Raw genomic sequence first — 25,878 nt, forward strand, 5'->3', positions numbered from 1 at the left:
GGGCGCGCCGCGGGGGGGGCCGCCCCCCCGCCCCGGGCCGGGGCCCGCCCCCCCCCCCCGCGGGGGGGGGGGGGGCCGGGGGCGCCCCCCCCCCCCCCCCACCACGGGGTGCGATCCGCCCCTCGGTCCGCTACGACGCGGGGCTCACCACCATCGCCGCCCCTCCCCCGCGCCGTACCGTCTCCGCCGCGGCCAGCCACTCGCCGTTCGGAAGGCGCTGGACTCCCGTCGCCGCGCCGATCTCGGGGTTGAGCTTGAAGGAGTGCCCGAGCGCCTCCAGACGGGTCCTGAGCGCGCTGTCGTACAGTCCCGGTTCGAGTTCCGTCTGTGCCGCGTTGCGCTGGCTGGCACGCGGCGCGGCGATCGCGTCGACGAGCGGCAGCCCGCGGTCCAGGAATCCGGTGAGCGTCTGCAGCACGGTCGTGATGATGGTCGCGCCGCCCGGCGAACCGAGCGCCACCACCGGCCGGTCGTGCCGGTCCAGCACGATCGTCGGCGAGATCGACGAGCGCGGGCGCTTGCCGGGGCCGGGCAGGTTCGGGTCGTGCGCGGCCGGGTTCGCCGGGGTGAACGAGAAGTCCGTCAGCTCGTTGTTGAGGAGGAAGCCGCGGCCCGGGACGGTGATGCCGCTGCCGCCGGTCTGCTCGATGGTCAGCGTGTAGGAGACGACGTCGCCCCACTTGTCGGCGACCGTGAGGTGCGTGGTGTTCTCGCCCTCGTACGTCGTCGGAGCGGCGCTCCCGGCGGTGGAGCAGGCCGCCGGGTGGCGCGGGTCGCCCGGCGCGAGCGGGCTGGTCAGGACCGCGTCGTCCTTGACCAGGCACGCGCGCGAGTCGGCGTACCTCTGCGACAGCAGTTCCTTCGTGGGTACGTCCTCGAAGGCGGGGTCGCCGACCCAGCGCCCCCGGTCGGCGAACGCGATCCGGCTGGCCTCGATGGAGTGGTGCAGGTACTGCGTGTCGCTCGCCCTGGAGAGGTCGGTCCGCTCCAGGATGTTGAGGGCCTCGCCGACCGTGGTGCCACCGGACGAGGAGGGCGCGATCGAGTAGACCTTCCGGCCGCGGTACGAGGTCTCCGTCGGCGCCTGCTTCTTCGCCCGGTACGCCGCCAGATCCCTGACCGACAGCTTTCCGGGCCGGGCCCTGTAGCCGGAAGCGGCGTCCACCGGCGGCTTGTTCACGGTGGCGACGATGTCCTTGCCGAGCTCACCGTGGTAGATCGCGCCGACGCCCCTGCGCCCCAACTCCTCGTAGGTGCGCGCGAGATCGGGGTTGGTGAAGGTCGCGCCGACCGCCGGGAGCGAGCCGCCCGGCAGGAACAGCTTCGCGGTGTCCGGGAAGTTCCTGAAGCGGGCCTCGTTGGCCTCCGTCTGGGAGCGGAAGGTCGCGTCGACCGTGAATCCGTCGCGCGCGATCCGTTCCGCGGGCTTGAGCACGCTGCTCAGCCGCCTGCTGCCCCACCTGTCCAGCGCCGTCTGCCAGGTCGCGGGCGTGCCCGGCGTACCGACGCTCAGTCCGCTGGTGACGGCGTCGGCGAAGGCGAGGGGCCGCCCGTTCTCCAGGAACAGGCCCGAGTCGGCGCTCAGCGGTGCCGTCTCCCGGCCGTCGATCGTCTGCACCGTACGGGACCTGGCGTCGTAGTAGACGAAGTAGCCGCCCCCGCCCACGCCGGAGGAGTAGGGCTCGGTGACGCCGAGGGCCGCGGCCGTGGCGACCGCCGCGTCCACCGCGTTGCCGCCCTTCCTGAGGACCTCGATGCCCGCGGCGGAGGCGTCGGCGTCGACGCTCGCCACCGCGCCGCCGTACCCGACGGCGACCGGCACCTTCGCCGGTGTGCCGACGGCGGCGGACACGACCGCCTTCCCGGCGCCGGGGGGCGCTGCCGCACCGACCGAGACCACCGCGGCCGAAACCGCCAAGACCGCCAGATTCCGCGCAACAGGGCGACGCATCCGTACCTCCAGTCAACAGCCGTCTGCGCAGCGTAACTTCACCTCCGCCCTTCCGTCAGGACCCCCTCGAACACCGTTGCGCATTCCGGCTAGCATGCGCGCCCATGAATGACGACGTACGCAACATCGTCCTCGGCGTGCTGGCGGCCGGCGTCAGCGCCGCCCTCGGCTGGCTCGCCCGTACGTATCTGTGGAAGCGCAGACTCCGGCGCAAGCAGGCGTTCTTCGGGCTGCCCGACAACTCCGAGTCACTGCTGGTGGTCAACCGGGAGGCGGGCGGCCCGGAGCTCACGGTGATGCGGCACGACGTGTTCGCGCTGCTCGAACTGTCCGCGCTGATCAAGGACTGTGGCGCGCACGCCCAGGTCATCGCGCACGACGCGACCCAGCAGGGCTTCGGGGAGCGTACGGAGTTCTGCGTGGGCGGCCCGTCGTCGAACCGGCGGATGGCGGCGCATCTGCACTCCCTGCTTCCGGGCGTCGACGTCAACGTCGACGCCGAACCGGGCCCGGACCGCGGCGCGTTCCAGATCGGCAGCGATCGCTACCTCCTGGAGTCGGGCAAGGGCGAGTACGTGATCCTCGCCCGGCTGGTCGCCGGCCAGGAGCGCGGGACGCGGCCGGTGTTCCTCTTCTGCGGCCAGCGCGCGATAACCAACCAGGCCGCGACCCGCTATCTCGCCCGCAACCACGAGCGTCTGGCGCGCAAACACGGCGGGAACTCCTTCGTCCTGCTCCTGAAGGTGGTGAACTCGCAGGCGTACGGCCCCGATGTGGTCGAACTCGTCGCGGACGTGACCCGCGCCGCCAGGACCGCGCCGCCCGCGCCGGCGCCCACGCCCACGCCCACGCCGGCACGGACACCGGCGCGCAACTCGCGCCGCGCGTCGTAGGCTCCAGCGCCCGCCCGGAACCTTTACCCGTGCGTAACTTACCGACGGGTTACTTCCGGTAAGCGCGCGAGGTTACCGTCGGGTCACTTTCCACCGACACGAGTGAGGAGTGGCCCGTGGGACTCCATCGCCATGCCCTGCGCACGACCGCCGTGGGTGCCGTCTCGGCGGCCCTGATCACCGGCGGCACCCTCGGGCTCACCCCCACCGCCCAAGCGGCCACGGGCGGCGTCCGCTTCGTCGACATCGCCGGGGACGGCGGCACGGTCCTCAAGGGCAACGTCGTCACCCCCGCGGACTCCGACGGCACCCGCACCTACCCGCTCATCGTGCTGCCCACGAGCTGGGGTCTGCCCCAGATCGAGTACCTCGCACAGGCCCAAAGACTCGCCGACTCCGGCTATGTGGTGGTCGGTTACAACGTCCGGGGCTTCTGGCAGTCCGGCGGCGAGATAGAAGTGGCCGGCCCGCCGGACGTGGCCGACACCTCCAAGGTGATCGACTGGGCGCTCGCCAACACCCCCGCCGACGCGCGGAGGATCGGCGTGGCCGGTGTCTCGTACGGTGCCGGGATCAGCCTGCTGGCCGCCGAGCACGACAAACGGATCAAGGCGGTCGCCGCGCTCAGCGGCTGGGCCGATCTCATCGACTCGATCTACTCGGGCCGCACCGAGCACACCCAGGCCACCGCCCTGCTCGGCGGCGTCGGCGCTCTCACCGGCCGCCCCAGCGCCGAACTCCGGCAGACCCTGAAGGGCTTCTTCTCCTCGGACCTCTCGAAGGAACAGGAGATGATCGCCTGGGGGAGGAAACGTTCCCCCGAGACCTATGTCGACCAGCTCGACAGGAACGGTCCGGCCGTCTTCATGGCCAACGCCTGGGGCGACACGATCTTCCCGCCCAACCAGTACGCCCGCTTCTACGAGGAACTGACCGGACCCAAGCGTCTGGAGTTCCGCCCCGGCGACCACGCCACCGCCGAGCTCGCCGGCCTGTTCGGAGTCCCCAACGACGTGTGGAAGGACACCGGCCGCTGGTTCGACCACTACCTCAGGGGCGAGGACAACGGAATCGACCGCGAGCAGCCGGTCCAGCTCAAGTCCCGTTCCACCGGCGGCTACGAGGGCTACCCGGACTGGAAGTCCGTCGGCGCCACCACGCGGAAGATCGCGCTGGCGGGCACCACCACGATCCATACGAACGTCGACTCGGGCGCGGACGGCGGGATCATCTTCCTCTCCAGCGTCCTGGACCAGCTGGCGCGGGTCCCTCCGATGGCAGCCGTTCCGCTGCTGCCGCGCCGCTGGGCGGCCGTCTGGCAGTCGGAGCGGTACGCGAGCGCCCAGCAGGTGCGTGGCACCGCCCGGCTGCACACGACGCTCACCCCGACCAAGGAGAGCGGCACCCTCGTCGCCTATCTGTACGACGTGGGGCCGCTCGGCCTCGGCAAGCTGGTCAGCAACGCGCCGTACACCTTCCACGGGCAGACGCCCGGCGAGCCGTTCGGCGTCGATCTGGACCTGTACTCCACGGCCTACGACGTCCCGGCAGGGCATCGGCTCGCCTTGGTCGTCGACACGGTCGACCCGCTCTACATCGAGCACAACCCGTCCGGCGCGCAGCTGACCTTCTCCTCACCGGCGAACGACCCGTCCTACGTGTCGATTCCCCTGCGCGAGCAGTGATCCCCGGCTGCCGCCGGCCGGGCATGGCCCTGTGAGCTGCTGCTCCCCCTACGTTCTCGGGGCGGTGGGGGGACGACCCTCACCCAGCAGCAGCGTCCCTGGTTCGGCCGGTGCCACCTTCACGGCCTCGGTCTTGGGACTGCGCCGCTCCCACCGGGACACCCGCTGGGCGAACCAGGAGAGCAGCATGCACATCCCGATGTAGATCGGCGAGATCACCATCACCACGGGGATGAACGGCAAATCGTAGTCGAGGTTGGACGCGATCAGTTTCCCGGCGTGGAGGAACTCCTCATAGGTGATGAGAAAACCGAGCGAGGTGTCCTTCAGCGCCACGACCAACTGGCTGATGATGGCGGGGAGCATGGCCCGTACGGCCTGCGGTACGAGGACATGCGCCATGACCTGGGTCTTGCGCATGCCGAGCGCGAACGCGGCCTCCCGCTGCCCACGGTCGACGGAGTTGACGCCGGAGCGGAAGACCTCCGCGAGCACCGAGCCGTTGTAGAGCGTCAGTCCGGCGACCAGCGCGGGCAGCGGCTGCACCTTCAGCGCCACGAAGATGAAGAAGATCATCACCAGCACGGGCATGGCGCGGAAGAACTCGACGACCAGCGTGGAGATCCACCGCACCGGGGCGTGGTCGGAGAGGCGTCCCGTGGCGAGCACCGCGCCCAGCGCCAGCGAGAACACGGCGGCCAGCGCGAAGGCCTTGAGCGTGTTGCCCAGTCCTCGCAGCAGGAGTTCCTGGATGCCCTTGTACTCGAAGGGCATCCACTTGGTGTACGTGAACTGGTCGGTGTCGAACAGGAGATACAGGATCCAGCCGATCAGGGCGAGGATCAGGACGGTGGACACGACCCCGTACATCCGGTGCCGTCGCCGGGTCCTCGGCCCGGGGACGTCGTAGAGGGCGGTGGACCGGTGGGTGGTGGACCCGCGGGCCGGGGGCCCGTGGGCGGGTGACCGGTGGGCGGTGGCGGTCATCGGGCGACTCCCCAGCGCTTTTCGAGAACATTGAAGACCGCGCTGATGGCGAGGGTGATGATCAGGTACCCGACGGCGATCCAGACGAAGGTCCAGACGATGTTGTAGCCGAGTTCGCTGAGCGTCTTGTAGGTGCCGAGCAGTTCGGTGACGCTGAACGCCCCGGCGATGGCGGAGTTCTTGGCGAGGGCGATGAGGGTGGAGCCGATCGGCGGGATCACGGACCGGAAGGCCTGCGGCAGGACGACCAGCGAGAGCGTCTGCCGGAACGTCATGCCGAGGCTGCGGGCCGCCTCGCCCTGTTCCCTGGGCACGGTGTTGATGCCGGCGCGCAGCGCCTCGCAGATGAACGCCGAGGTGTAGCAGCCGAGTGCCAGGACCGCGAACACCTGGAAGGGCAGTACGAGTCCGAAGCGCGGCAGGCCGAGCAGGACCGCGAAGAACAGCAGGGTGAGCGGGGTGTTGCGCAGCACCGCCACCCAGGCCGTGCCGAGGGCCCGCAGGGAGGCGACCGGAGCGACCCTGAACGAGGCCATCAGGAAGCCCAGCAGAAGCGCCAGCACCGATGCGTAGACGGTGAGTTCGACGGTGCCGAGGAATCCTTCGGCGAAGGTGGAGAAGTTGTCTGTCAGTACGTTCACGTCGGCCTCGTTCAGCTCGCCGGGTAGCGGTCGATGGCGGGCGGGGCGGGCGCGGGCACTCCGGAGAGCCCGAGGGTCGCCTCGTACGCCCTCTTCCAGTCGCCGTTCTTCTCCCGGGCCTCCAGCGCGTCGTCGAGTGCCTGGCGCAGCGCGTTGTCTCCGCGCGGGACACCGATGCCGTAGGGCTCCTTGGAGAACGGCTTGCCGACGACCTTGAGTTCGCCGGGGGCCTTCGCCGCGTAGCCGATCAGGATCGCGTCGTCGGTGGTGACGGCGTCGACCTGGTAGGTGAGCAGGTTGTCGACACAGACCGAGTAGGTGTCGTAGGCGACGAGCGTGGCCTTCGGGTAGTCGGTCTTGATGCGCTGGTACGGCGTCGAACCGGCCGCCGAGCAGACGCGTTTGCCGGCCAGGTCCTGCGGTCCGTGGATGTCGTTCTCGTCCTTGCGGACCAGCAGGGACTGACCGGCCATGTAGTACGGGCCCGCGAAGCCGACGAGCTTCTTGCGCAGGTCGTTGATGGTGTAGGTGCCGACGTAGTAGTCGATCTGGCCGTTCTGCAGGGCGGTTTCGCGGTTGGCCGAGGCGACCGTCCTGAAGTTGACGGTCTTCGGGTCGAAGCCGAGTGAGGCCGACATCATCCTGGCGATCTCGATGTCGAAGCCGGCGTAGGCACCCGTCGCCGGGTCCTTCTCGCCCAGGTACGGCTGGTCCTCCTTGACGCCGACGTTCAAGTGGCCGCGCTTCCGCGCCCGTTTCCAGGTGGGCGAGTCGGGGAGCTCGAAGCCCTTCGCGACCTCGTAGGTGGGCAGCTTCTCCGCGGCCGGTCCCTTGGTGGGCGGGCTGCCCTCCTTGCCGCAGCCGGTGACGGTGGCGAGCAGTGCGGTGATCGCCACCAGGGCGAAGCGCACACGTGTGGTACGGATCATGCGGTGCACTCCCCCGCTCAGTGCTTGAGGATCTTGGAGAGGAAGTCCTTGGCGCGGTCGCTGCGCGGGTTGGTGAAGAACTCCTCGGGGGCGCGGTCCTCGACGATGCGGCCGTCGGACATGAAGACGACACGGTTGGCGGCGGAGCGCGCGAAGCCCATCTCGTGGGTGACGACGACCATGGTCATGCCGTCGCGCGCGAGTTGCCGCATGACCTCCAGGACCTCGTTGATCATCTCGGGGTCGAGCGCCGAGGTCGGTTCGTCGAACAGCAGTGCCTTGGGGTCCATGGCGAGGGCGCGGGCGATGGCGACGCGCTGCTGCTGGCCTCCGGAGAGCTGCGCCGGGTACTTGGGTGCCTGTGCGACGAGGCCCACCCGGTCGAGGAGTTCACGGGAGCGCCGGTCCGCGTCCTCCTTCTTCCGGCCGCGGACCTTGATCTGGGCGAGCGAGACGTTCTGCAGGACCGTCTTGTGCGCGAAGAGGTTGAAGGACTGGAAGACCATCCCGACCTCGGCCCGGAGCCCGGCGAGCGCCCTGCCCTCGTCGGGCAGCGGCCGGCCGTCCAGCCTGATGGTCCCCGACTGGACGGTCTCCAGCCGGTTGATCGTTCGGCACAGCGTCGACTTGCCCGACCCCGACGGGCCGATGACGACGACCACCTCCCCCTTGGCGACGGTGAGGTCGATGTCCTGCAGGACATGCAGCTCGCCGAAGTACTTGTTCACGCGCTGCAGTTCGATCAGAGGATCGACAGCCATGCCCGGCCCCACCCACTCTCAGCTGTGTCGCAGAAGCCGCAAACTATCCGGGCAAGATGGCTCTTAATGCTCGACACGCACTTTTCGGGCATTAGCCGTATTTAACAAGTTTCAGGTTTACGGCGCGACAGTTCGGAGCGGGCACGGCGACCGCCGGATCACCCCTCCGACACCTCCGCGTACAGCTGGGACAGCTCGGGAGCACCGCTGGAGGCCCAGGTGTGACCCGAGGCGACGACGTCGATCTCGCGGCCGGACGTCAGCCGTACGACCGGCTGACCGTTGGGCCAGATCTCCCAGGCGGCGCCGGAGACCGTGCGCACGATGACCGAACCGAGGTAGAGGCCCGCGTCGTTGCCGAGCCAGGGCAGGCTCTCCTCGTCGTCGCGCCAGCGCGGCAGGAGCTGGTCCAGCGCCTCCAAGGAGGTGGCGGAGTCGTCGAGTTCGACACCCGCCTGGTACGCCTGCGAGCGCAGCAGCTCGCACTCCGCGAGGAGTTCGGCGATGCCCGCGGGATCGTGGTCGCCTTCGGTGAACACGGCCACCCCGAAGGCGAGACCGTGCTTCTTGCGCCAGGTGCCCAAAAAAGGGATGTTCATACGCCCAGCGTGTCATTCCCTCCGTCCGACACACCACAGGCGCGCCCCGGAACGCACCCGCCCGCGCGTGGGTCACACGTCGAGGTCCACCACGACCGGCGCATGGTCCGAGGCCCCCTTGCCCTTGCGCTCCTCACGGTCGACATACGCGTCACCGACCGCCTTGGAGAACGCCTCGTTGCCGTACACCAGGTCGATGCGCATGCCCCGGTTCTTGGGGAAGCCGAGCTGCCGGTAGTCCCAGTAGGTGAACGGGTGGTCGTACTTGAGAGGGCGCGGGACCACGTCCGACAGGCCCGTCTCGCGCAGCGAGGTCAGGGCGGCGCGCTCGGCCGGGGTGACATGCGTGGCACCGTCGAACAGGGAGATGTCCCAGACGTCGTCGTCCGTCGGCGCCACGTTGTAGTCCCCGAGGACGGCGAAGGGCCTGCTGCCCGCCGCGTCGCCCGCGACCGCCGCCTTCAGGGCCTCGAACCACTCGAGCTTGTACGCGTAGTGGGGGTGGCCCACCTCGCGGCCGTTGGGCACGTACACCGACCAGACGCGGACCGGGCCGCAGGTCGCCGAGACGGCCCGGGGCTCCTCGACGCCCTCGTAGCCGGGGCCGCCCGGCAGACCCCTGACGACGTCCTCCAGGCCTACGCGCGAGAGCACCGCCACTCCGTTCCACCGGCCGGTCGCGTGCACGGCCGCCTCGTAACCCAGCTCGCGCAGCTCGTCGACGGGGAACTGCTCGGCGGCGACCTTGGCCTCCTGGAGGCAGAGCACGTCCGTGCCACTGCTCTCCAGCCAGGCCAGCAGCCTCGGGAGGCGGGCGGTGATCGAGTTCACGTTCCAGGTCGCGATGCGCATACCCGACAACCTACCGGGCGGGTACGACAACGGGTCCTCGCGGCCCGCTCACGCCCGGGGCCGCCCCGCGCTCAGACCTCCGCCGACGTCCCCGGCGCGAGCCGCAGGTGCTCGGCGCCGCCCAGGGCGCCGATCTGGTGGTCGTAGATCGGACGGGCGAGGTCCGTGAGAAGCGCGTCGTGGATGTCGTACGCGCGCTGGGGCTTGACCTCGCGGACGTACTCGATGACCTCGGCGATCTTGTTCCACGGAGCCATCACCGGGAGCATCAGCGTCTCGACCGGCCGGTCGGGGACGGTGAGGGCGTCGCCCGGGTGGAAGACACGGCCGCCGTCGACGAGATAGCCGACGTTCGTGATGCGCGGGATGTCCGGGTGGATCTCGGCGTGCAGCTCGCCGTGCACCTGGACGTCGAAGCCCGCGGCGGTGAACGTGTCACCGTGGCCGACGGTGTGCACCCGGCCCGGGAAGGCGGTGGTGAGCCGGTCCGCGACCGACTTCAGGGTCCAGATCTCGGTCGCGGGGCCCGCCTCCAGCACGGCCCGCAGCCGCTCCTCGTCGAAGTGGTCGGGGTGCTCGTGCGTGATCAGGATCGCGTCCGCGCCGACGGCCGCGTCCTCCTCGCTGAAGACGCCCGGGTCGATGACGAGAGCGCGCCCGTCCTTCTCCAGGCGGATGCATGCATGCGACTTCTTCGTGAGCTTCATGAGTCCATCCTCCTCCCGTCGGGCGGGCCGGGGCCTGTTCAGCCTGGTGCTCCCACTGCCCGGATGATCACTCCTGAGGGGTGGTCTCCTCCCGGATCACCGCCTGCGCCACCCTGAACGCGCTGTTCGCGGCCGGGACACCGCAGTACACCGCCGCCTGGAGGAGCACTTCCTTGATCTCGACCGGGGTGAGGCCGTTGCGGAGGGCGGCGCGGGTATGGAACGCGAGTTCGTCGAGGTGGCCGCCCGCGACCAGCGCGGTGAGCGTGACGCAGCTGCGCGAGCGCCGGTCGAGTCCCGGCCGGTCCCAGATCTCGCCCCAGGCGTAGCGGGTGACGAAATCCTGGAAGTCCCCGGAGAACGCGTCCGCCGAGGCCAGCGCACGGTCCACGTGCGCGTCTCCGAGCACCTCGCGGCGGACCTTGATCCCCGCGTCGTACGGGTCGGGCCTGCCCAGCATCTCGGGCTGGGCGAGGACGGCCGGGGCGATCTCGGCGACGGGCGCGAGGGGCGGGGGCGTGGCGAGCACCGGCTTCACCGGGCCCGCCGTGATCGCCACCTGGCCGGTCGACGAGTCGTAGGCGGGCTGCCAGGCGGTGGAGAAGTGCCGTACCAGCAGGTCGGTGACCGCGGCGGGCTGCTCCACCGGCACCAGGTGCGAGGCACCGGGCACGACCGCGAGCCGGGCGTCCGGAATTCCGGCGACCAGTGTGCGGGCCTCGGCGGGCCCCGTGACCTGGTCGTCGGAGCCCACGAGGACGAGGGTGGGGGCGCCGATCCGGGCCAGTTCGGCCCGTACGTCGAACGCGGCGAGCGCCTCGCAGGCGGCGATGTAGCAGCCGGGGTCGGTGGTGCGCACCATCTGCACGGCCCACTCGGTGATGGCCGGCTGGGCCGCGGCGAACCCGGCCGTGAACCAGCGCTCGGGCGAGGTGCGGGCGATCGGGTCGAGTCCGTTGGTCCGCACGATCACGCCGCGCCGGCGGAACTCGTCGGCCGATCCGAAGCGGGGTGAGGCGGCGATCACCGCGAGGGAGGCGATCCGCTCCGGGTGGCGCAGGGCCAGTTCGATCCCGAGAGCCCCGCTGAACGCGCAGCCCGCGTAGCCGAAGCGCTGCACCCCGAGCCCGTCGAGTGTGGCGAGCAGCCGCCCCGCGAGTTCGCCGAACGACCCCGCCGGATAGGCGGGTGCCCCGCCGTGACCCGGCAGATCGAAACGGAAGATCCGCCAGCTCTTCGCCAGCTCCGGGATCTGCCGGTCCCACATGTGCCAAGTGGTACCGAGCGACGGCCCCAAAATCAGCACGGGAGCGTCTTCTGGCCCGTCAAAGCGGTATTGCAGGGGTGCGGGGCTCGTCTCACTCACTCGACTCACGCTCTCATATCTCACAATTTCTCACGGAGCTGGGTGGGAGCACTGTGCAACCTCTCCCACGTTGTGGCGGCCTCGCGAAGATCCTCCACATCCGGCTTCACGTACCACTTCTTCGTCGTGCGGCCGCTGGTGTGCCCCGCCCACCGCGCCAGGATGTGATCCGGAACGCCCTTGTTCGCCGGGTAGGTCAGGCACGACGCCCGAGCATCGTAGAGGCGCACCCGGCGCAGCCCCGGTTCGTCCATGATTTTGTAGGCGCGCACCCGGAGCTGCCTGATAGTGGGGACCCCACCGATCGGAAGCTGTGCGGCGCGTCGTGGACCGGGTCCCCCGCACGAAGCGGCGAACCTCCGCGAGGTTCAGTTCCGCCTTCTTCCCGCGGACCCGCCCGCCGGCAAGGAGGTAGGTGACCATCTCCTCGACCGCCGCGAAGGATCGCGGAGGTCACGGTTCTCGTCAGGGATCCGGACCGGGCCCCGGCCACAGCACGTGCGGTGGAACCGCCGTACCGTCACGTGTCCCTCACCCCACCAAATCGTTGACACGACATCGCACGCCGCACCGCGCGACCGCCCCCACCCGGATTCAAGGTACTGGACGATGAGAACCTCAACAGCTGACGGTTTCGACGTGCTCAATGTGGTCGGGGAGTACTTCCAGTTCTGCGACGTCAAGGACTGGGACGGTATGCGGTCTCTGTGGACTGATGTGGTGACGGTCGACTATGCGGGTGTCCTCCCGCTGGACGGGCAGGTCGAGGCCGAGACCCTGAAGCGCGCCATGGCCGACGTCATCGGCCCGATCCCGCTGACGCAGCACATGGTCAGCAGTCCTGTGGTGACCATCGACGGTGACACGGCCACGGTGAGGTTTCACCTGGAGGCCCTGCACCATCACCCCGAACTGGGCGACGACGAGCGGAGCACGGACTGGACGCTGTACGCCCGCGACGTGATCGGTCTCGACCGGACGCCGCGGGGGTGGAAGGTGTCCTCCGAGAAACTCACCCCCATGCATCAGACAGGCAACAGGAACTTCGTTGCCGATCTCACGCGTTTGGCGACCGGCCGGTCCTGATCAGGCGTCCTCGTCTCGGTCGGCACCGTCATAGTCTCCTTGACGAGCAGGTGAGAGACGGACCGGGGCGCGTGGGGCCTCGGTCGACCGAACGTGGCCGGCCGGTGGACGGTGCTGTGCGGTCACCGTGACACGGAGCGCGAGTCGGCAGGAATCCACGCCGCTGTGCTAGTCGCCAACGGGCAGTGCTGGAAGCCCCGTTGGCCGCAGTCGTCGCTGCCGGGAACAGGCGAGTTCGTCGGCATAGTCCTCCCTTGCCGATCCGCCGCGCCCTGACCGCCCGCCCCACCAGTGCTCACGCCGCCGGCGGAAGCACAGACACACCAGGCCGCCGGCCTCCTGCTGGACGGATGTACGTCGCCCACGCGGGAGGACATGCTCACCGCGACCACCGCCTACCGCACCGCACCCGTCCCAGGCGCCGCCATGCCGCATCGCCCTGGCACAGCTTCCCGGTGGACGCGCGCGCGTCGTACGAGGGAGCCGGCCTGCCAGGGAGCGCGAACGGGGGCTGCGCGAGCGGGGAAGCGGAGGGGGGTGCGCCGAGCTCCGGGTGGACCGACTCGCACTCCCCTATCAGGCGGCGGCGGCCCATGGCTCGACATCGGCGGAAGTGCTCGGCCCCGGACGTCCAGGACGTTCTACTTCGCATCAGCTGTCGGCCGCGGGAAGCGTCGCGGTACGAGCGGACTACGGCCGGCTGCACGCGGGGATCGGCCTCTGTTCGGTCTCATCGCCCGTCACATGGGGCCGCTGCCGCCGTACATGGGCGCCTGTCGCCCGCGGTCCGGGCGGCGACCGCGTCCTTCCGCGACTCCTCCGGACGCGGAAACGCGCGTCCCCATGAGCTCCCCTGCCCGACCATCGAAATTTCGTCGTCAAGGTGGCCACTCCAACGGGTCGGCCTCGACCGGGGCTTCAACCTGGTACTTCGTCAGCCGTGGCGCGGGGACGCATTCTCAGGATCTGAACAGACAATCTATTTTTGAACATATGTCGGATATAGAGGGTTTGCGCGAGACGTTCGCTTTCCACTACCTTCCAGAGTCTCCAGACGGAACGTCTGGAGACTCTGGACAGCGGGGTTGGCGCACGCCTACGTGTTCCTTTCGTGGATCCGCAGTTCAGGGTCTCTGTGGCCGGGTGCCCCACACCCGGCCACAGAGAACAGGCAACTTGTGCGGACTCGGGCACCGGAGCGAACCGGCGACCTACCGTCCAGGCTGCCTCGCCGGTCGGGCCTACGGGGACTCAACCTCCAGGAATGAACCCCGGGTCGGCGACCGGCCAATGTGTCGTCAACACGTACACCTATGAAGGGTATCTCCAATGAACATCAGTCAGCTTGAGGCCGAGACCGCGGAACTGCTGCCCGGGCGCGAGGCCCTGGCCCGGTTCTCGTTCAACCTCACCAGGATGACCTCCATCTCGAAGAAGGTGGCGAACCTGGACGCCCACAACGAGTCCGCGGCCGTGAACCAGTTCTCGCCGCTGGCCGTCGCGCAGTCCCAGGCCTCGCAGGCCATCAGCGTCCACCAGTAGCACGCTGACGCTGCGGGGCGGGCACGTTGGGCCCGCCCCGCAGCGCCGTGCGAGTCACCGCCGACGCCGGCGCAGCGACTGGGCGTTCGGTGCCGAGGCACCTGGCCGCCTCTCGCAGCTCTCAGGAGGGGCCGACAAGAGCCGGGTACGCGCCCAATCGCCAGTTGCGCCGTGGAGAAAACGATGACGCCGCCCACAGAGCACAGCATCCCGCACGCCCGGACGAAATCCCCCTCAGTGCCCGGCGATGCCCCGCCCGCCCCGCCCACCGGGGCCAGCGGAGCCACCGGAGCCACCGGAGCCACCGGAGCCACCGGAGCCACCGGAGCCACCGAGGCACGATCGCCGGAGTCGTTCACCGCCACGACGCAGGTGATGACGGCCGAAAGTCTCACGTCGCCGAGCGCCCCACCCGTTCCCCATCGCACGCACGGCCTGCAGACCCTCGGTGAGTACCAGGGCTCCGGCTTCACCGACCGCAGATACGTCGTCCGCCGAGGCGACGGCCAGGTCCTCCTGCTCTCCCGTCTGCTCTATCTCGTCGTCAGCTCCATCGACGGCACCCGCAACACCGAGACCATCTGTCACCGAGTCTGCGGTCGGTACGGCGCCGAGGTCACCGTGGAGAACATCGCGTACCTCATCAGCAACAGACTGACTCCGCTCGGAGTCACGGTCCCCTTGGGAGAACCTCCGCAGGACTGCGACGACGCGCCCACGTCCGACCTCCTGCTGGCCCTGCGCGGCCACCGGGTGATCTTCAATGAGGCGCGGGTGGCCCGGATCGCCTCCGCGCTGAGCTGGCTGCACCGGCCGTCGATCGTGGTGACGGCCCTCATCGGCACCGCGGCCATGGACATCTGGCTCTTCGCGGTCCACGGGGCGATGACGCCCTTGTTGCAGGTGTTGGAGCAACCGGTCTGGATGCTCGCGGTGTTCCTGCTCACCGTCGCCTCGCTGCTCTTCCACGAATTCGGTCATGCCTCTGCCTGCAGGTACAGCGGCGCCTCCCCGGGGAAGATCGGATGCGGCATCTACCTGATCTGGCCCGCCCTGTACACCGACGTCACCGACGTCTACCGGGTCAACAGAGGGGGACGGCTGCGCACCGGCCTGGGCGGCGTCTACTTCAACGCCGTTTTCATGCTGGTTCTCGCGGCCGGCTATCTCCTCACAGGCCAGGCCTTCTTCCTGGCATCCATCTACCTCGCACACTTCGAGATCCTGGAACAGTTGCTGCCGGCCCTGCGACTCGACGGCTACTACATCCTCGGCGACCTGGCCGGCGTCCCCGACCTCTACGGCAAGGTCAAGCCGATCCTGCGGAGCCTGCTCCCGGGGGGCGCGCCCGCCGAGACCGTGGGCCTCAAACGCTCCGCACGCACCGTCATCGCCTCCTGGGTGCTGACGATGATTCCGCTGCTGATCGCCGAGGCGGCCTACGCGCTGTGGAATCTCCCGCGGCTGGTCACCACCGCCTTCCGGAGCCTCGTCGACCAACTGGCCGGGACCTTCGAGGCTTTCGACGCGGGCCATCCGGCGGCGGGCACGGTCGGCGTCATCGGAGCCCTGATGCTCGTATGCCCGATGGCCGGCGGCGCCTACCTCATCGGCAGGGTGCTGGTACGACTGGTCCGGTCGGCCCGCCACGGGACGCAGGGCAAGCCGGCGCTGCGGCTCGTGCTGGCGGCCGCGAGCTGTGTCGGGGTGTGTGCTCTCGCCGCCGCCTGGTGGCAGGGCATGACACCTGAGCCGCTTCCCCCCTCATCACCGGTGGCGCCTCTTCTCCAGCCGGGAGTCCCGCGGATCCGGGCGGCGGAGAGCGTCCCCGCACCTCTTCCTTCGAGCAGTCAGACCGAGGCGCCGTCCGAGGACCCGCGCCCGACCGGGCGCCCGGGCAGCGTCGTTCCGGGCAGCAGCCCCCGCGCCGCCGTATCGCCGTCGTCGCCCACCGCGCGGTCTTCCACCACCACGCTAAGAACGGTGCAGCCGTCCACCGCGCGCGCCACGGCTCCCCCGTCCTCCCCCCGCGTCACCCCGTCGGGCGCGACCAGCGCACCCACGTCGTCCACCAGCGCGACGTCCTCGACACCCCCGCCGTCCTCCGCGCCGCCCTCCGTGACCGCGTCCCCGTCCACGACCGCACCGGCATCGGCGAGCCCCAACCCGTCCTGACCCAGGTCAACGCACCCTTCCAGGAGAAGCACATGAACCACCGCAAGCCGCGCACCAGCACCGTCGCCAAGACAGCCGTGAGCCTCGGCGTGGCCGCGGGCGCCGGCCTCGCCATGACCGCCAGTACGGCGTCCGCCACCACCGGATCCGGCATCTTCCATGATGTCGCGACCGCTGTGGACCTGGCTCACAGCCGTGCCGACCGCACCCATGTGAGCCAGTTCGACGAGACCTTCAGAATTCACGAGTACGGACCGTCCATCGCCGTCACGGCCAATAACCGTGCCACGGCGGAATCGGTCGGATGCTCTCCGTACGCCCCGTGCCGCTCGATCGCCCTGTCCTTCCAGATCGTCACCACCTCCGGTCGCAACGCCCGCCTGATCAACACCACCAACATCAGTCACGCGATGAACGAACACTGCGCCCGCTGCGAGACATTCGCCGGCTCCTACCAGTTCGTTGTCGCCACTCCCCGGGCCTTCACACTGAGCGGACAGGCGCGCAGCGAACTGACCCGCCTCAACCGCCGCGCCGCGGCTCTCCAGTCGTCGCGTCTGCCCATCGACCGGATCAGGCGATCCGCCGACGAGATCGCCGGCGAGATCAAGACCATCCTCGACCGCGAAGCGGCACGCGCTCCCCGGGGCGGCGGCAGCGACCCGCTGGCCGATTTCAACCCCACGGTGACGATGCACCGCCACGTCCGCTAGCGCGACTCGGATGCCCGGGGCCGCGAACTCCCGGCGCGGCCCCGGGCTCGTCCGGTCGGCGGCTCTGCCGTCCGTCCCGGAATCCGGGAAGACATCGCCCGACCTGGAGGGCCTCGAACCGTGAACACCCCACATCCCGCGGCGCTCCGCACCCGGGCCCTGCAACTCCTCTCCGAGGGGCACGCGGCAGGAGAAGTAGCGAGGCAACTGGGCATCCCGCCCACGACTGTCTACCGCTGGCGGCGTTCCCGCACCACCCCGTCCAGCCTGACCAGGGCCCGTACCCGGATCCAGGAACTGGAAGAAGAAGTTCTTCTGTGCCGGAAAACCATCGACACCATGAGCGAGGTGATGCCCCCAAAAGACGTTACGAGGTGATCGCTCGCCTGGCGGCGCAGGGATTTCCGACCCGGAGAGTCATCGGTCTTCTCAAGGTGTCGGAGTCCGGATTTTACGCCTGGCGTGGGCGTCTCCCGTCGGCGAGGGAACTTCGACACGTGTGGCTGACCCAACTGATCCTCGATATCCACAGAGAATCCGGCTCGGCCTTCGGATACCGCCGTATCCGTCAGGAACTCGAGCACCGCTCAGGTGTCCGCATCAGCCATGGGACGGTGGAACGCCTCATGAACCAGGCGGGTATCCGCGGCAGGCACGGGGGTGTCCACGAGGAGCCCGGTTCTACGCGGCCTGTCGTGCCCGGCAGTCGTGGGTTCACCGGTGTCCTCGCCCGCCGCACGCCTGAGGGCATCCTCGGCGGAGTGGTGGCCCTGGACACGACGTACCGTCACCTGCGCGGTGTGAGTCGCCCGGTCATCGCAGGCCCCGCACTCGTCCAGCCCGCATCGAACGCGGCTCTCACCCTGCTCATGAGCACCGTGGACCTTCTCGACGCGGCAAGGGGCGGGTTCTTCACGTGCGCCCTCACCGACCGGGCCGAGCAGAGGGACTGTGCCCCCGGCCCCGCGATACCCGACAACCGGTACGACCACGCGGTGGCCGAGGCGTTCCGGGAGAACCATCAGCATGTGCTCGCGGCGTTGCGGGCTCAGGCCGGCCTCGCCCCGCGACGCGCGGCGCTGTCGGAGACCCTGGGCAGCCTGGATCACCAGGCACCCGCTCCCGGAAGGAACTCCCCCTCCTAGAAATGGCACGGACGCATGCACTCCACTCCACCCTTGACCGCTGATGCCGCTCCTGGCACGGCCACCATCCCCCACTCCGGAGCGACCCACCGCATGCTTCTGTACGCTGCTCTCGACGCGGCCGGTGTCGTGCTGGAGGTCGGCGACGTACAGGCCGTCTTCGACGTCGCCGAACTCGACCGCATCACGGTGCAGACCGTCATCACGTGGATCACCGTGGCAGGAAGGGCGCCGGTCGACTGAAGGCCGTCCCGACGCTGGCCGCCAACCGCCCTCGTCCCCCGCGCGGTTGTCCTACGCCTGCCCGTCCTCCTGAAGCAGCGACTCCACCAGCACCGCCACATGTCGACGGTCCTTCGGAGTCAGCTTGTGCACACTCGCAATCAGGATTTCCACCTCCGGATCCGTGGTCTCGGGCGCGTTCTCGAAGTACAGGTTGACCCCGGCGGCCTCGGCGGCAGCCCGCTGCACAGGGGCCACGGGGATACCCAGTCCCTTGGCCAAGCCCTCCAAAGTCGTCTGTTGCGGCAGCTGCGCCAGCCGCACCGAGGTGGCCAGATGGTGGACCGTCGAGCGGGAGATACCACCACGTCGCGCCACATCGTTGTAGGACCAACCATTCTGGTCCAACTTACGTTTGATCATTTCCTGCAGTGTGTTGGGCACCGCCGGTTCTTCCTGTGAAGTGGGAATGGCAGCCTGTCAATGAGTCTAACGGCCCTCAACCGGATAGCTTCGTACGATCTTCCGTTCGCCGCCCTTCGCCTCCCTTCGCCGCCTTTCGCCACCCCCCTCCCCCCGGTGGTGTGACCTCTCCGGAGGAGGGAGTACCGCCGATACGGGTGCACATTGCAGCCAACCGGCGGCGGTAGGACCGTTGTCCACGTCACGGAAGGCAGCGCCGGCACTCGGCTCGAACGCTCGCTCGCACTCCAGCCACGCGTGCGGTTCCGCGGGGACACCGCGCCGATCGTGGGCCGGGACCGATGGTCCGGCCGCGCCTTCGCCTCCGTGCGGGTGGTGGTCGAGGCGAGATCGTCGATCCCCTACGGAATGGCTTTCCCGACCGCCGCCGATCCAGAGAGACGTGCGTTTCGACCTCGGCCGGCTCCCCTTCCGACAGCTACTCACGGCCGCCGTACTCGTCCTGGTCGGCCATCTCCCTCTTCTGGTTGTCCACTCCGATCACCGGGCACGCGGCCTCTCGGCGATCGCGGGCTTGACCAATACCCATGATCTCAGGGCGAGTTGACCATCAGTCGCCTGCGATGCGTCCATACCGCATCAACGAGCCCGATCCGCGGAAGCAACACCTTGATTCTTTAACCACATCGAGCTCCGCCCCTCGCACCGGCTCGCGCGCTCGCCGCCCGGCTCGACGGCACCGTCCATTCGGCGGCAGGGAACCTCGATGACGGCTCACCGGGGCGTTCGTGTCCCAGCGGATCGGCGGTCCACTCCCCCATGCGAGCGGCAGGCGGCGTCCAGTTCGCCCTCGCGGCCGGTCAGGCGGACGCCCGGCGGCTGCGGGCTGCGGGCTGCGGGCTGCGGGCTGCGGGCTGCGGGCTGCGGGCTGCGGGCTGCGGGCTGCGGGCTGGTGAGGATGACGGCGCGTCTGCCGCTGCCGTCGACCGTGTGTTCTCTCTCAACTGTTGGTGGGATATGCCGAAAATTCAGGATAGAGAAGATATCCTCGTGCGCTACCAAGGAATAATCGGTCGCAAATTCTACTCCGGCGAGAGGCGGTTCAAGTGCTCTTCGTACAAGGAGCGTCTGTGACTGCTGTCGTACGCGGCAGCATCGGGGAGCCGGTGATCTTGCTTTCCGGAGAGTTGCGTCTGGCGAGGTTGGATCCGGACTGGTTCGACGTGCTCAAGGCGGCAAATGTAGTTCTGAACGCGACGGAATTGCAAAGCTTGCGGTCCGCCATGCTCACTTTCAGTACACGGCGTCCCGATTCCTATGTCATCACCGAGGGTGAAATCCTCGCGGTCTACAGGTTCCGGTGACCTCCGTGCGACGATCGACAAGGGCTCGCCATCCCTCTGCGGCGGGCTTCTCCTTTCACCTGAAGCGCCGCTGCCCGTCGCCTCCCTGACGACGGGCAGCGCGCGATGCGGCCCGCTCAGAGGCGCCCGTACAGGTAGCACCCCCAGGCTTGGTGGCGGCGGTCGTACCGGTACCGGTACGTGTAGCGGTACTGGTCGTAATGCCGGCGGCAGGAACGATCGCGGTCGCCGTCACGCCAGTCGCCGGGGTAATACCGGTCGCCGTCACGCCAGTCGCCGCGGTACAGCCACTGGTCGTCACGCCAGTCACCGCGGTGACGTCGCCGGTCGTCCTGGGCGAAGTTGCGGTGTTCCCACCGATCGCCGTCACGACGGTACTGGCCCGACGCGTGGTCCCGCACAGGGAACGGGTTGCTCCGGGCGCTCGCCGACGTCGTGGTGGCAGCACCGGTAAGCGGCGCGGCGGAAGCCTGCACGGCCAGCGGCGCCATTACGACGCCGACCGCCATAAGTGCGCTCGCCACTCCCTTGGCAATACTCTTCACTTAATCTCCTTTCGAACACCAGGACCTTCTGCCCTGCTGCTCGATCTGACGTTACCTCACATTTCGAAACCGTCACGTAAGGCAAATTCAGGCCGACCGTGGTCAACTCCGGTACGACGCACGGAAAGGCAGGTCAACGACGTGCGGGAACGCCTGCCACAAGGCTTCGCCTTTCATGTGCTGCTCGACCAGGTGAAACACCCGACTGTCATCGCACCGGAAATCAAGGGACTTCCCGGCGGGACTCCTCCCTATCGATGCCCCGCGTTGCACGGAGTGCAGTAATGGAAAAGAAGGAGATGGGCCGATGTCGCTGACGCACATCACCCGGTGTTTTCGCCCCGCCTTTCGTTGAGTGCGCCGGCTCATGGTGGCGGGTTTCGGGGACTGCTCCACATGGCGGCTGTGAATGCGGATGGGTTGCGTTGCGTGTGTTGCGTGTCGTGCGTCGCGTTGCGCGCGTTGCTTTGCGTGTCGTGCGCTGCGTGCCCTGCGCTGCGCTGCGTGTCGAGGCTCGTCAGCAGGATGGCGTCGTGTACGCGGCCATGCTCGCGGCCGCCGCGATGATTTCTCGGGTGACCGGAGTGCGACCGCGCGCGAGGCGTCCGGGAGCAGGGCGTGCGTCGGCGTGCGTCGGCATCTGGCATCCGAGGAACCCTGAGCGACCCGGATGAACCGCGGTGTCCGACCCGGAGCGTCTCGCCGGTGTGCCATTTGCCTTGGAGCGTTCTCCAAGGGACATGATCCCTCTCGCGGGGTCCGCGCCTGGCTCGGGAACCCCGCATCCCGACCCCGTGCGCCCGATCCCCTCCTACGAAATGCGAGTCCTCATGACCGGCAAGACCGTCCTGATCACCGGTACCTCCACCGGCATCGGCCTGGAGACGGCCCTGGGCGCCGCCCGCGCCGGGTGGCGAGTCGTCGCCACCATGCGCGACACCGGAAAGGCCGACGCGCTCAACGAGGCGGCGGCCGCGGCACGGGTGACCGAGTTGATCGAGGTCCGTCGCCTGGACGTGACGGAGCCCGCCTCTGTACAGGAGTGCGTGTCGGGAGTCGTCACCGACCACGGCGCCCTGCACGCGGTGATCAACAATGCCGGATCGGGCCATGTCGGCACACTCGAAGTGGACGGAGTGGAGGTCGCCCGGCGCGTCATGGAAGTCAACTTCTTCGGTGTCCTGAACACCACCGCCGCCGCCCTGCCGCACCTGCGCGCCACCGGAGGCCGGGTCCTCGCCGTTTCCAGCGTCGGCGGTGTCGTCGGGCAGCCGTTCAACGAGGCCTACTGCGCGGCGAAGTTCGCCGTCGAGGGCTACCTGGAGGCTCTGGCACCCGTCGCCGCCGCTGTCGGAGTGGACGTCACACTCGTCGAGCCGGGGGCCGTGGCCAGTGAATTCGTCGCGAACGTGGGACTGCCCGACGACCGGAGCGCCATGGCGGAGCGTCTGGGCCCCTACGCGACCGCCATGGACGCCTACCTGACCCGCACCGCGGGCGCCTTCGCCACCGCCCAGTCCGCCCATGACGCTGCCGCCGTCGTCGTCACGGCGCTGACCTCCGAGCGCCCCGTGCTGCGGGTCCAGACCTCGGACGTGGCCCGTGCCTTCATCGGTCCCAAGCTCGCCGACCCGGACGGGTCAAAGGTGCTCGGCATGACCAGCGCCTGGATCGCCTGAGCGTGTTCGAGCCTCCGACGCCGCCGGGTGGCGTGGACACGCGTGCTCCGCGCCGATACATCGCCGACTGCCGGCGGGTCACAGCCGAGTGATCTGCCGTCAGTCGTGGGTGATGACCGTCCGGAAGCGGGCCTTCCCCTCCGCCGTGCGCTGATAGGCCTCGGCGGCCCTGTGCTTGCCGTAGACCTCCACCATGGGCGTGACCTTGCCCGTGGCGGCGATCTGGAGGGCCTGCGTCAGGTACTGGGGGCCGTTGTGGGCGGAGCCGAGGATCTGGATGCTGTTCATGATCATCGGCATGTTGGGAACCGCGAGCTCGTCGAAGGCGATGCCCATGAGTACGACCCGGCCGTGGGGTGCGACGCCCTGGAAGGCATCCGCCACCGCGCGGTTGGAGCTGTTGGTGTGCATCAGCACGTCCGCTCCACCCGCCTCGCGCAGCTCCGCACCGTTCGACACCACCAGGTCCGCGCCCAGTTGGTGAGCCAGGTCCCGCTTGTCGGGCGATCCGGTGACGGCGATCGTCGTGAACCCGGCCGCCTTGGCGTACTGGAGGGCCAGATGGCCCATTCCGCCGACCCCGGACACCGCGACACGCTCACCGGGCTGCGGATCGGCGCGCCGCAGGCCGCTCCAGGCCGTGTAGCCCACACACATCAGGGGTGCCGCGTGCTCGTAGGAGAGCCCTTCGGGCAGGAGCACCGTCGCCTCCGCGCTCACGGCCACGTACTCACCGTTCGCACCGGCGACATTCATGCCGGTCAGCACCGGACGCTCACAGTTCGCGGCGGTGACGAAGTCCAGCGGCTCTTTCCGGCGACACCATGCGCACCGTCCGCAGCCCGTCTGCAGAGTCACCAGGCCGACACGGTCACCGACGGCCCGGGAGGTGACACCCGCGCCGACCGCGACGACCTCCCCCGCGCCCTCGTGGCCCAGCGTCATGGGGAACTCGGCACCGAACGCGAGTTTCCCCTCGGTGATCCACACGTCCGTACCGCAGATCCCGCTGGCATGCACCTTCACCAGCACCTGCCCCGGACCTGCCTCCGGAGCCTCCACCGTCCTCACCTCCCAGTGCGCCCCTAGGGCGGGTACGACTACTGACCGCATCTGCGACATGACTCTCCTCCATGGTTTTCGGGGAACCGCCGCGATCGAGGCGCCTCGTCCCGCGGGGCGGGCGATTTCAATGCACGGCACTGTTCCATGAAAACTCGCATCGTCGAGTCCGTCAAGGTTCAGAAGACAGTGATGTGCAGTGAAATTTTCGATGCACAGTGATGTATAGTCATTTACCCTGGGCCGCCCGGATTCGACCCGCGACCGTGAGGACCGGAGCTGCAGTGACGACAGCGGACGAGCAGAGCACCGGCCGCAAGTACGAGATGCGGCGTCGCGCCGACACGATGGGCGAGACGCGGAGCCGCATCACGGGCGCGGCGATCGAGTTGCACGGAACGATCGGGCCCGCCCGCACCACCATCGCCGGCATCGCCTCGCTGGCCGGGGTGCAGCGGCACACCGTCTACCGGCACTTCCCCACCGAGGAAGACCTGTTCTCGGCGTGCTCCACGGAGTACTGGCAGCGCAACCCCTGGCCGGATCTCACGAGATGGCAGGAGATCCCGTCGCCGAATGAGCGGGCCGTCGGGGCGCTCGGTGACCTGTACCGCTTCTACGACGCCGTCGAGGGCATGCTGACCAATGTCCTCAGAGACGGCGACCACATTCCCGGCATCAGGCCCAGTGTCGACTCCTACGAGGAGAAGATCGACGCGATCACTCAGGTTCTGGTCGCCGGCTACTCCCCCGCCCCGGCCGCCCGCCCGACCCTCACGGCCGCGGTCCGCCACGCCGCCGCATTCAGCACCTGGCAGTCGCTCGTCCGCGCCAACGGCCTCGAGGTCGGCACCGCGGCGGCCCTGATGGCCGCGCTTCTCCAGACCGCGGCGCAGCCCCTCGACGGGCTGCGGGCCGGGGCGGTCCGCGGGTAGAACACCGCGTACAACAACGTAGAACACCACGTACAGCAACACGCCGAGACGTAGGTGCCTGACGCGGAATTCGATTCTGGCGTGGGACGTCTCGACGCGTGCCGTGCCGTGCAGACCTCCCCCAGGGAACCGGGCGGGGAGTTTTCGCGTTCCGTCGCTCGCCGTTCGCGGGCCGAGGGCCAGGCGCATCAGCAGCGGCCCTGCGTCGCGGCGCCGGGCCGCTCGCCCCACGAGCCACGACGGCGCGACGGCGCGACGACCACGTAAAGCGAGGAGACACCGCGTCGCCTGGCCCGGTGACCGAACGGCGGGACAACGGGTGCGGTCCCGGAACCTGACCGCAGTCTGTTCCGGGACCGGACCTCCGGTGGACGGTCTTCCCGCCGCCCGCCTTCCGAGGGGCGAGGGGTCAGACCCGGACGGTCTTGAGGGCGCGGGCCCAGGACTCCAGCTGGTCGAACAGGGCGGTCGCGGCAGCGTCGTGCTGCTCGGCCGGCTTGAAGACGGAGAAGTTCTCGAAGTCGGTGAACAGCGAGAAGGACAGCTGCTGACGCACGTGGGCCAGCTGCAGTTCGCTGGCTACGGCCCGGAGGTGCTCGATGGCCCGAGCGCCGCCGAGGGAACCGTAGGAGACGAAGGCGGCGGCCTTGTTGTTCCACTCCCCGTACAGGTAGTCGATCGCGTTCTTGAGTACACCGGAGGTGGAGTGGTTGTACTCGGGGGTCACGAAGATGTACCCGTCGAACTCGGCGATCTTGGCCGCCCAGGTCTTGGTGTGTTCACCCTGGTACTGACCCATGGCGGGCGGCATGGCCTCGTCCAGGTGGGGCAGCGGGTAGTCGGCGAGGTCGACCAGCTCGTACTCGACACCGGTACGGGCGCCGGACCGGTCCACCACCCAGTCCGCGACAGCCTTGCCGTTGCGGCCGGGCCGGGTGCTGCCGAGGATGACGGCGATCTTCAGGTCGCTCATGAGGTCTTCTCCTTGATGGGCGGGCCGGTGCGAGACCGGGCCGGCGGGGGCGCGGCGGGCGCGGATCGTGGCGCTGAGCCACAGGTACCGGCCTGCCATGCCTTTCATGGCTGTGATGTCGTGCGCGTATCGGTCCACCGTCGCCGTGGCCGTCAACTCGAGTTCCTCGTCGAGCATCCGGGCGCGCGTCACGGTGAACACGACCGGCGCCCGGACGCCGCGGGCCGTGAGGAGGCCGTCCAGCCTCCATGTGCCGTCGGCGTCGCGATGGGCACCAGTGGACGTGAAGGTGATGTCCGGGTGACTGTCGGTGTCCAGGAACGTCCGCGACAGCACCTTCCGGTCGCGCGCCGCGCTACCGCTGTGGAAGCTGCTCGCGTCGGCGACGGCCCCCACGTGGGAGTCGGTGGCGGGCTCGGCGATGGCGACGGTCCCCGAGCGCAGCGTGAAGCTGCCCCGGACACCTCCCAGGCCGAACAGGTGTTTGGCGGAGAAATCGATGCTGGAACGGGACGGGTCGATGACGTACTCGCCCTGGGAAAAACCCTCGGCAGTCACACGGGACTCTCTCTCGCTTGAAATTTCATGTCCCACCCTAGGTTGGGACTCATGAAGATTCAAGTGTGAGCTCCGACGCATGAAC

Annotated in this window: 26 protein-coding genes and 2 pseudogenes; 13 read left to right on the plus strand and 15 right to left on the minus strand. The window is 69.1% G+C overall.

Features of this window, described 5'->3' with window-relative positions; genetic code table 11:
- Positions 1 to 130: 130 nt before the first annotated feature.
- Complete coding sequence (gene ggt / locus ABZV34_RS22220) at positions 131 to 1,951, minus strand: gamma-glutamyltransferase (RefSeq protein ID WP_356279193.1); 1,821 nt, start codon at positions 1,949 to 1,951, stop codon at positions 131 to 133.
- A 104-nt stretch (positions 1,952 to 2,055) separates the two neighbouring features.
- On the opposite strand from ggt, the gene ABZV34_RS22225 reads away from it, so the two are divergent.
- On the plus strand, positions 2,056 to 2,844 hold the full coding sequence (locus ABZV34_RS22225; RefSeq protein ID WP_356279196.1) for a hypothetical protein: 789 nt from the start codon (positions 2,056 to 2,058) through the stop codon (positions 2,842 to 2,844).
- A 116-nt stretch (positions 2,845 to 2,960) separates the two neighbouring features.
- Positions 2,961 to 4,529, plus strand: coding sequence for an alpha/beta fold hydrolase (locus ABZV34_RS22230; RefSeq protein ID WP_356279199.1), 1,569 nt, complete (start codon positions 2,961 to 2,963; stop codon positions 4,527 to 4,529).
- Positions 4,530 to 4,577: 48 nt separating this feature from the next.
- Here ABZV34_RS22230 and ABZV34_RS22235 read toward each other — a convergent pair whose 3' ends face one another.
- The 9 genes from ABZV34_RS22235 to ABZV34_RS22275 form a co-directional block, all read right to left on the minus strand.
- Positions 4,578 to 5,399 carry an amino acid ABC transporter permease gene (locus ABZV34_RS22235; RefSeq protein ID WP_356279446.1) on the minus strand — a complete coding sequence of 274 codons (822 nt, stop codon included), beginning with the start codon at positions 5,397 to 5,399 and terminating at the stop codon, positions 4,578 to 4,580.
- Positions 5,400 to 5,512: 113 nt separating this feature from the next.
- Positions 5,513 to 6,157, minus strand: a complete 645-nt coding sequence (locus tag ABZV34_RS22240) for an amino acid ABC transporter permease (RefSeq protein WP_329291371.1) — start codon at positions 6,155 to 6,157, stop codon at positions 5,513 to 5,515.
- An 11-nt stretch (positions 6,158 to 6,168) separates the two neighbouring features.
- Positions 6,169 to 7,086 (minus strand): glutamate ABC transporter substrate-binding protein, encoded by a 918-nt coding sequence (locus ABZV34_RS22245; RefSeq protein WP_356279201.1) that lies wholly within the window; start codon positions 7,084 to 7,086, stop codon positions 6,169 to 6,171.
- A gap of 17 nt (positions 7,087 to 7,103) precedes the next feature.
- Positions 7,104 to 7,847 carry an amino acid ABC transporter ATP-binding protein gene (locus tag ABZV34_RS22250; protein ID WP_356279204.1) on the minus strand — a complete coding sequence of 248 codons (744 nt, stop codon included), beginning with the start codon at positions 7,845 to 7,847 and terminating at the stop codon, positions 7,104 to 7,106.
- A 158-nt stretch (positions 7,848 to 8,005) separates the two neighbouring features.
- Positions 8,006 to 8,446 carry a DUF6278 family protein gene (locus ABZV34_RS22255; RefSeq protein WP_329527759.1) on the minus strand — a complete coding sequence of 147 codons (441 nt, stop codon included), beginning with the start codon at positions 8,444 to 8,446 and terminating at the stop codon, positions 8,006 to 8,008.
- 72 nt (positions 8,447 to 8,518) lie between these two features.
- Positions 8,519 to 9,298, minus strand: a complete 780-nt coding sequence (locus tag ABZV34_RS22260; RefSeq protein ID WP_329291367.1) for an exodeoxyribonuclease III — start codon at positions 9,296 to 9,298, stop codon at positions 8,519 to 8,521.
- A gap of 71 nt (positions 9,299 to 9,369) precedes the next feature.
- The gene (locus tag ABZV34_RS22265; RefSeq protein WP_356279209.1) at positions 9,370 to 10,005 is read right to left on the minus strand and encodes an MBL fold metallo-hydrolase; all 636 of its coding nucleotides are present in this window, start codon (positions 10,003 to 10,005) and stop codon (positions 9,370 to 9,372) included.
- Positions 10,006 to 10,072: 67 nt separating this feature from the next.
- Entirely contained in the window at positions 10,073 to 11,371 is a 1,299-nt protein-coding gene (gene pcaC, locus ABZV34_RS22270) for a 4-carboxymuconolactone decarboxylase (RefSeq protein ID WP_356279212.1), read from the minus strand.
- A 20-nt stretch (positions 11,372 to 11,391) separates the two neighbouring features.
- Entirely contained in the window at positions 11,392 to 11,643 is a 252-nt protein-coding gene (locus ABZV34_RS22275) for a hypothetical protein (RefSeq protein WP_356279215.1), read from the minus strand.
- A gap of 337 nt (positions 11,644 to 11,980) precedes the next feature.
- Between ABZV34_RS22275 and ABZV34_RS22280 the strand changes: the two genes are divergently transcribed.
- The 8 genes and pseudogenes from ABZV34_RS22280 (at position 11,981) to ABZV34_RS22315 (ending at position 18,275) form a co-directional block, all read left to right on the plus strand.
- Positions 11,981 to 12,457, plus strand: a complete 477-nt coding sequence (locus ABZV34_RS22280) for a nuclear transport factor 2 family protein (RefSeq protein ID WP_356279217.1) — start codon at positions 11,981 to 11,983, stop codon at positions 12,455 to 12,457.
- Positions 12,458 to 13,786: 1,329 nt separating this feature from the next.
- Entirely contained in the window at positions 13,787 to 13,999 is a 213-nt protein-coding gene (locus tag ABZV34_RS22285; protein WP_153287248.1) for a hypothetical protein, read from the plus strand.
- Between the two features lie 183 nt (positions 14,000 to 14,182).
- Positions 14,183 to 16,174, plus strand: coding sequence for a hypothetical protein (locus ABZV34_RS22290; protein WP_356279220.1), 1,992 nt, complete (start codon positions 14,183 to 14,185; stop codon positions 16,172 to 16,174).
- A 32-nt stretch (positions 16,175 to 16,206) separates the two neighbouring features.
- The gene (locus ABZV34_RS22295; protein ID WP_356279223.1) at positions 16,207 to 16,887 is read left to right on the plus strand and encodes a hypothetical protein; all 681 of its coding nucleotides are present in this window, start codon (positions 16,207 to 16,209) and stop codon (positions 16,885 to 16,887) included.
- Between the two features lie 120 nt (positions 16,888 to 17,007).
- Complete coding sequence (locus ABZV34_RS22300; protein ID WP_356279226.1) at positions 17,008 to 17,265, plus strand: helix-turn-helix domain-containing protein; 258 nt, start codon at positions 17,008 to 17,010, stop codon at positions 17,263 to 17,265.
- Between the two features lie 119 nt (positions 17,266 to 17,384).
- A pseudogene (locus tag ABZV34_RS22305) lies at positions 17,385 to 17,531 on the plus strand (IS3 family transposase); the annotation flags it as partial.
- A gap of 51 nt (positions 17,532 to 17,582) precedes the next feature.
- Positions 17,583 to 18,032: a hypothetical protein gene (locus ABZV34_RS22310; protein WP_356279470.1), complete on the plus strand. Its 450-nt coding sequence runs from the start codon at positions 17,583 to 17,585 to the stop codon at positions 18,030 to 18,032.
- Positions 18,033 to 18,065: 33 nt separating this feature from the next.
- A complete protein-coding gene (locus tag ABZV34_RS22315) occupies positions 18,066 to 18,275 on the plus strand; it encodes a hypothetical protein (RefSeq protein WP_356279229.1) in 210 nt (69 codons plus the stop codon).
- Positions 18,276 to 18,326: 51 nt separating this feature from the next.
- On the opposite strand, the gene ABZV34_RS22320 is transcribed toward ABZV34_RS22315, so the two are convergent.
- Positions 18,327 to 18,698, minus strand: coding sequence for a helix-turn-helix transcriptional regulator (locus ABZV34_RS22320; protein ID WP_356279232.1), 372 nt, complete (start codon positions 18,696 to 18,698; stop codon positions 18,327 to 18,329).
- A gap of 1,109 nt (positions 18,699 to 19,807) precedes the next feature.
- Between ABZV34_RS22320 and ABZV34_RS22325 the strand changes: the two genes are divergently transcribed.
- On the plus strand, positions 19,808 to 20,041 hold the full coding sequence (locus ABZV34_RS22325) for a hypothetical protein (RefSeq protein ID WP_356279234.1): 234 nt from the start codon (positions 19,808 to 19,810) through the stop codon (positions 20,039 to 20,041).
- Positions 20,042 to 20,157: 116 nt separating this feature from the next.
- On the opposite strand, the gene ABZV34_RS22330 is transcribed toward ABZV34_RS22325, so the two are convergent.
- A complete protein-coding gene (locus ABZV34_RS22330; RefSeq protein WP_356279237.1) occupies positions 20,158 to 20,586 on the minus strand; it encodes a hypothetical protein in 429 nt (142 codons plus the stop codon).
- Positions 20,587 to 21,416: 830 nt separating this feature from the next.
- Here ABZV34_RS22330 and ABZV34_RS22335 point away from each other — a divergent pair.
- Positions 21,417 to 22,265 (plus strand): SDR family NAD(P)-dependent oxidoreductase, encoded by an 849-nt coding sequence (locus ABZV34_RS22335; protein WP_356279239.1) that lies wholly within the window; start codon positions 21,417 to 21,419, stop codon positions 22,263 to 22,265.
- 99 nt (positions 22,266 to 22,364) lie between these two features.
- On the opposite strand, the gene ABZV34_RS22340 is transcribed toward ABZV34_RS22335, so the two are convergent.
- Positions 22,365 to 23,387: an alcohol dehydrogenase catalytic domain-containing protein gene (locus tag ABZV34_RS22340; protein ID WP_356279242.1), complete on the minus strand. Its 1,023-nt coding sequence runs from the start codon at positions 23,385 to 23,387 to the stop codon at positions 22,365 to 22,367.
- 224 nt (positions 23,388 to 23,611) lie between these two features.
- On the opposite strand from ABZV34_RS22340, the gene ABZV34_RS22345 reads away from it, so the two are divergent.
- Complete coding sequence (locus ABZV34_RS22345; protein WP_356279244.1) at positions 23,612 to 24,262, plus strand: TetR/AcrR family transcriptional regulator; 651 nt, start codon at positions 23,612 to 23,614, stop codon at positions 24,260 to 24,262.
- 409 nt (positions 24,263 to 24,671) lie between these two features.
- Here ABZV34_RS22345 and ABZV34_RS22350 read toward each other — a convergent pair whose 3' ends face one another.
- A complete protein-coding gene (locus tag ABZV34_RS22350; protein ID WP_356279449.1) occupies positions 24,672 to 25,235 on the minus strand; it encodes an NAD(P)H-dependent oxidoreductase in 564 nt (187 codons plus the stop codon).
- A gap of 117 nt (positions 25,236 to 25,352) precedes the next feature.
- A pseudogene (locus ABZV34_RS22355) lies at positions 25,353 to 25,874 on the minus strand (YceI family protein); the annotation flags it as partial.
- Positions 25,875 to 25,878: the final 4 nt, after the last annotated feature.

Origin of the sequence: Streptomyces sp. NPDC005195 (genome assembly GCF_040608315.1) — a bacterium.
GTDB lineage: Bacteria > Actinomycetota > Actinomycetes > Streptomycetales > Streptomycetaceae > Streptomyces > Streptomyces kaempferi.

Coding starts and splice junctions, on each gene's coding strand:
- ABZV34_RS22285 (WP_153287248.1), top strand. CDS start 13,787: ATGAACATCAGTCAGCTTGAGGCCGAGACCGCGGAACTGCTGCCCGGG.
- ABZV34_RS22295 (WP_356279223.1), top strand. CDS start 16,207: ATGAACCACCGCAAGCCGCGCACCAGCACCGTCGCCAAGACAGCCGTG.
- ABZV34_RS22235 (WP_356279446.1), bottom strand. CDS start 5,399: ATGTACGGGGTCGTGTCCACCGTCCTGATCCTCGCCCTGATCGGCTGG.
- ABZV34_RS22280 (WP_356279217.1), top strand. CDS start 11,981: ATGAGAACCTCAACAGCTGACGGTTTCGACGTGCTCAATGTGGTCGGG.
- ABZV34_RS22350 (WP_356279449.1), bottom strand. CDS start 25,235: ATGAGCGACCTGAAGATCGCCGTCATCCTCGGCAGCACCCGGCCCGGC.
- ABZV34_RS22260 (WP_329291367.1), bottom strand. CDS start 9,298: ATGCGCATCGCGACCTGGAACGTGAACTCGATCACCGCCCGCCTCCCG.
- ABZV34_RS22265 (WP_356279209.1), bottom strand. CDS start 10,005: ATGAAGCTCACGAAGAAGTCGCATGCATGCATCCGCCTGGAGAAGGAC.
- ABZV34_RS22290 (WP_356279220.1), top strand. CDS start 14,183: ATGACGCCGCCCACAGAGCACAGCATCCCGCACGCCCGGACGAAATCC.
- ABZV34_RS22225 (WP_356279196.1), top strand. CDS start 2,056: ATGAATGACGACGTACGCAACATCGTCCTCGGCGTGCTGGCGGCCGGC.
- ABZV34_RS22255 (WP_329527759.1), bottom strand. CDS start 8,446: ATGAACATCCCTTTTTTGGGCACCTGGCGCAAGAAGCACGGTCTCGCC.
- ABZV34_RS22335 (WP_356279239.1), top strand. CDS start 21,417: ATGACCGGCAAGACCGTCCTGATCACCGGTACCTCCACCGGCATCGGC.
- ABZV34_RS22245 (WP_356279201.1), bottom strand. CDS start 7,086: ATGATCCGTACCACACGTGTGCGCTTCGCCCTGGTGGCGATCACCGCA.
- ABZV34_RS22250 (WP_356279204.1), bottom strand. CDS start 7,847: ATGGCTGTCGATCCTCTGATCGAACTGCAGCGCGTGAACAAGTACTTC.
- ggt (WP_356279193.1), bottom strand. CDS start 1,951: ATGCGTCGCCCTGTTGCGCGGAATCTGGCGGTCTTGGCGGTTTCGGCC.
- ABZV34_RS22340 (WP_356279242.1), bottom strand. CDS start 23,387: ATGTCGCAGATGCGGTCAGTAGTCGTACCCGCCCTAGGGGCGCACTGG.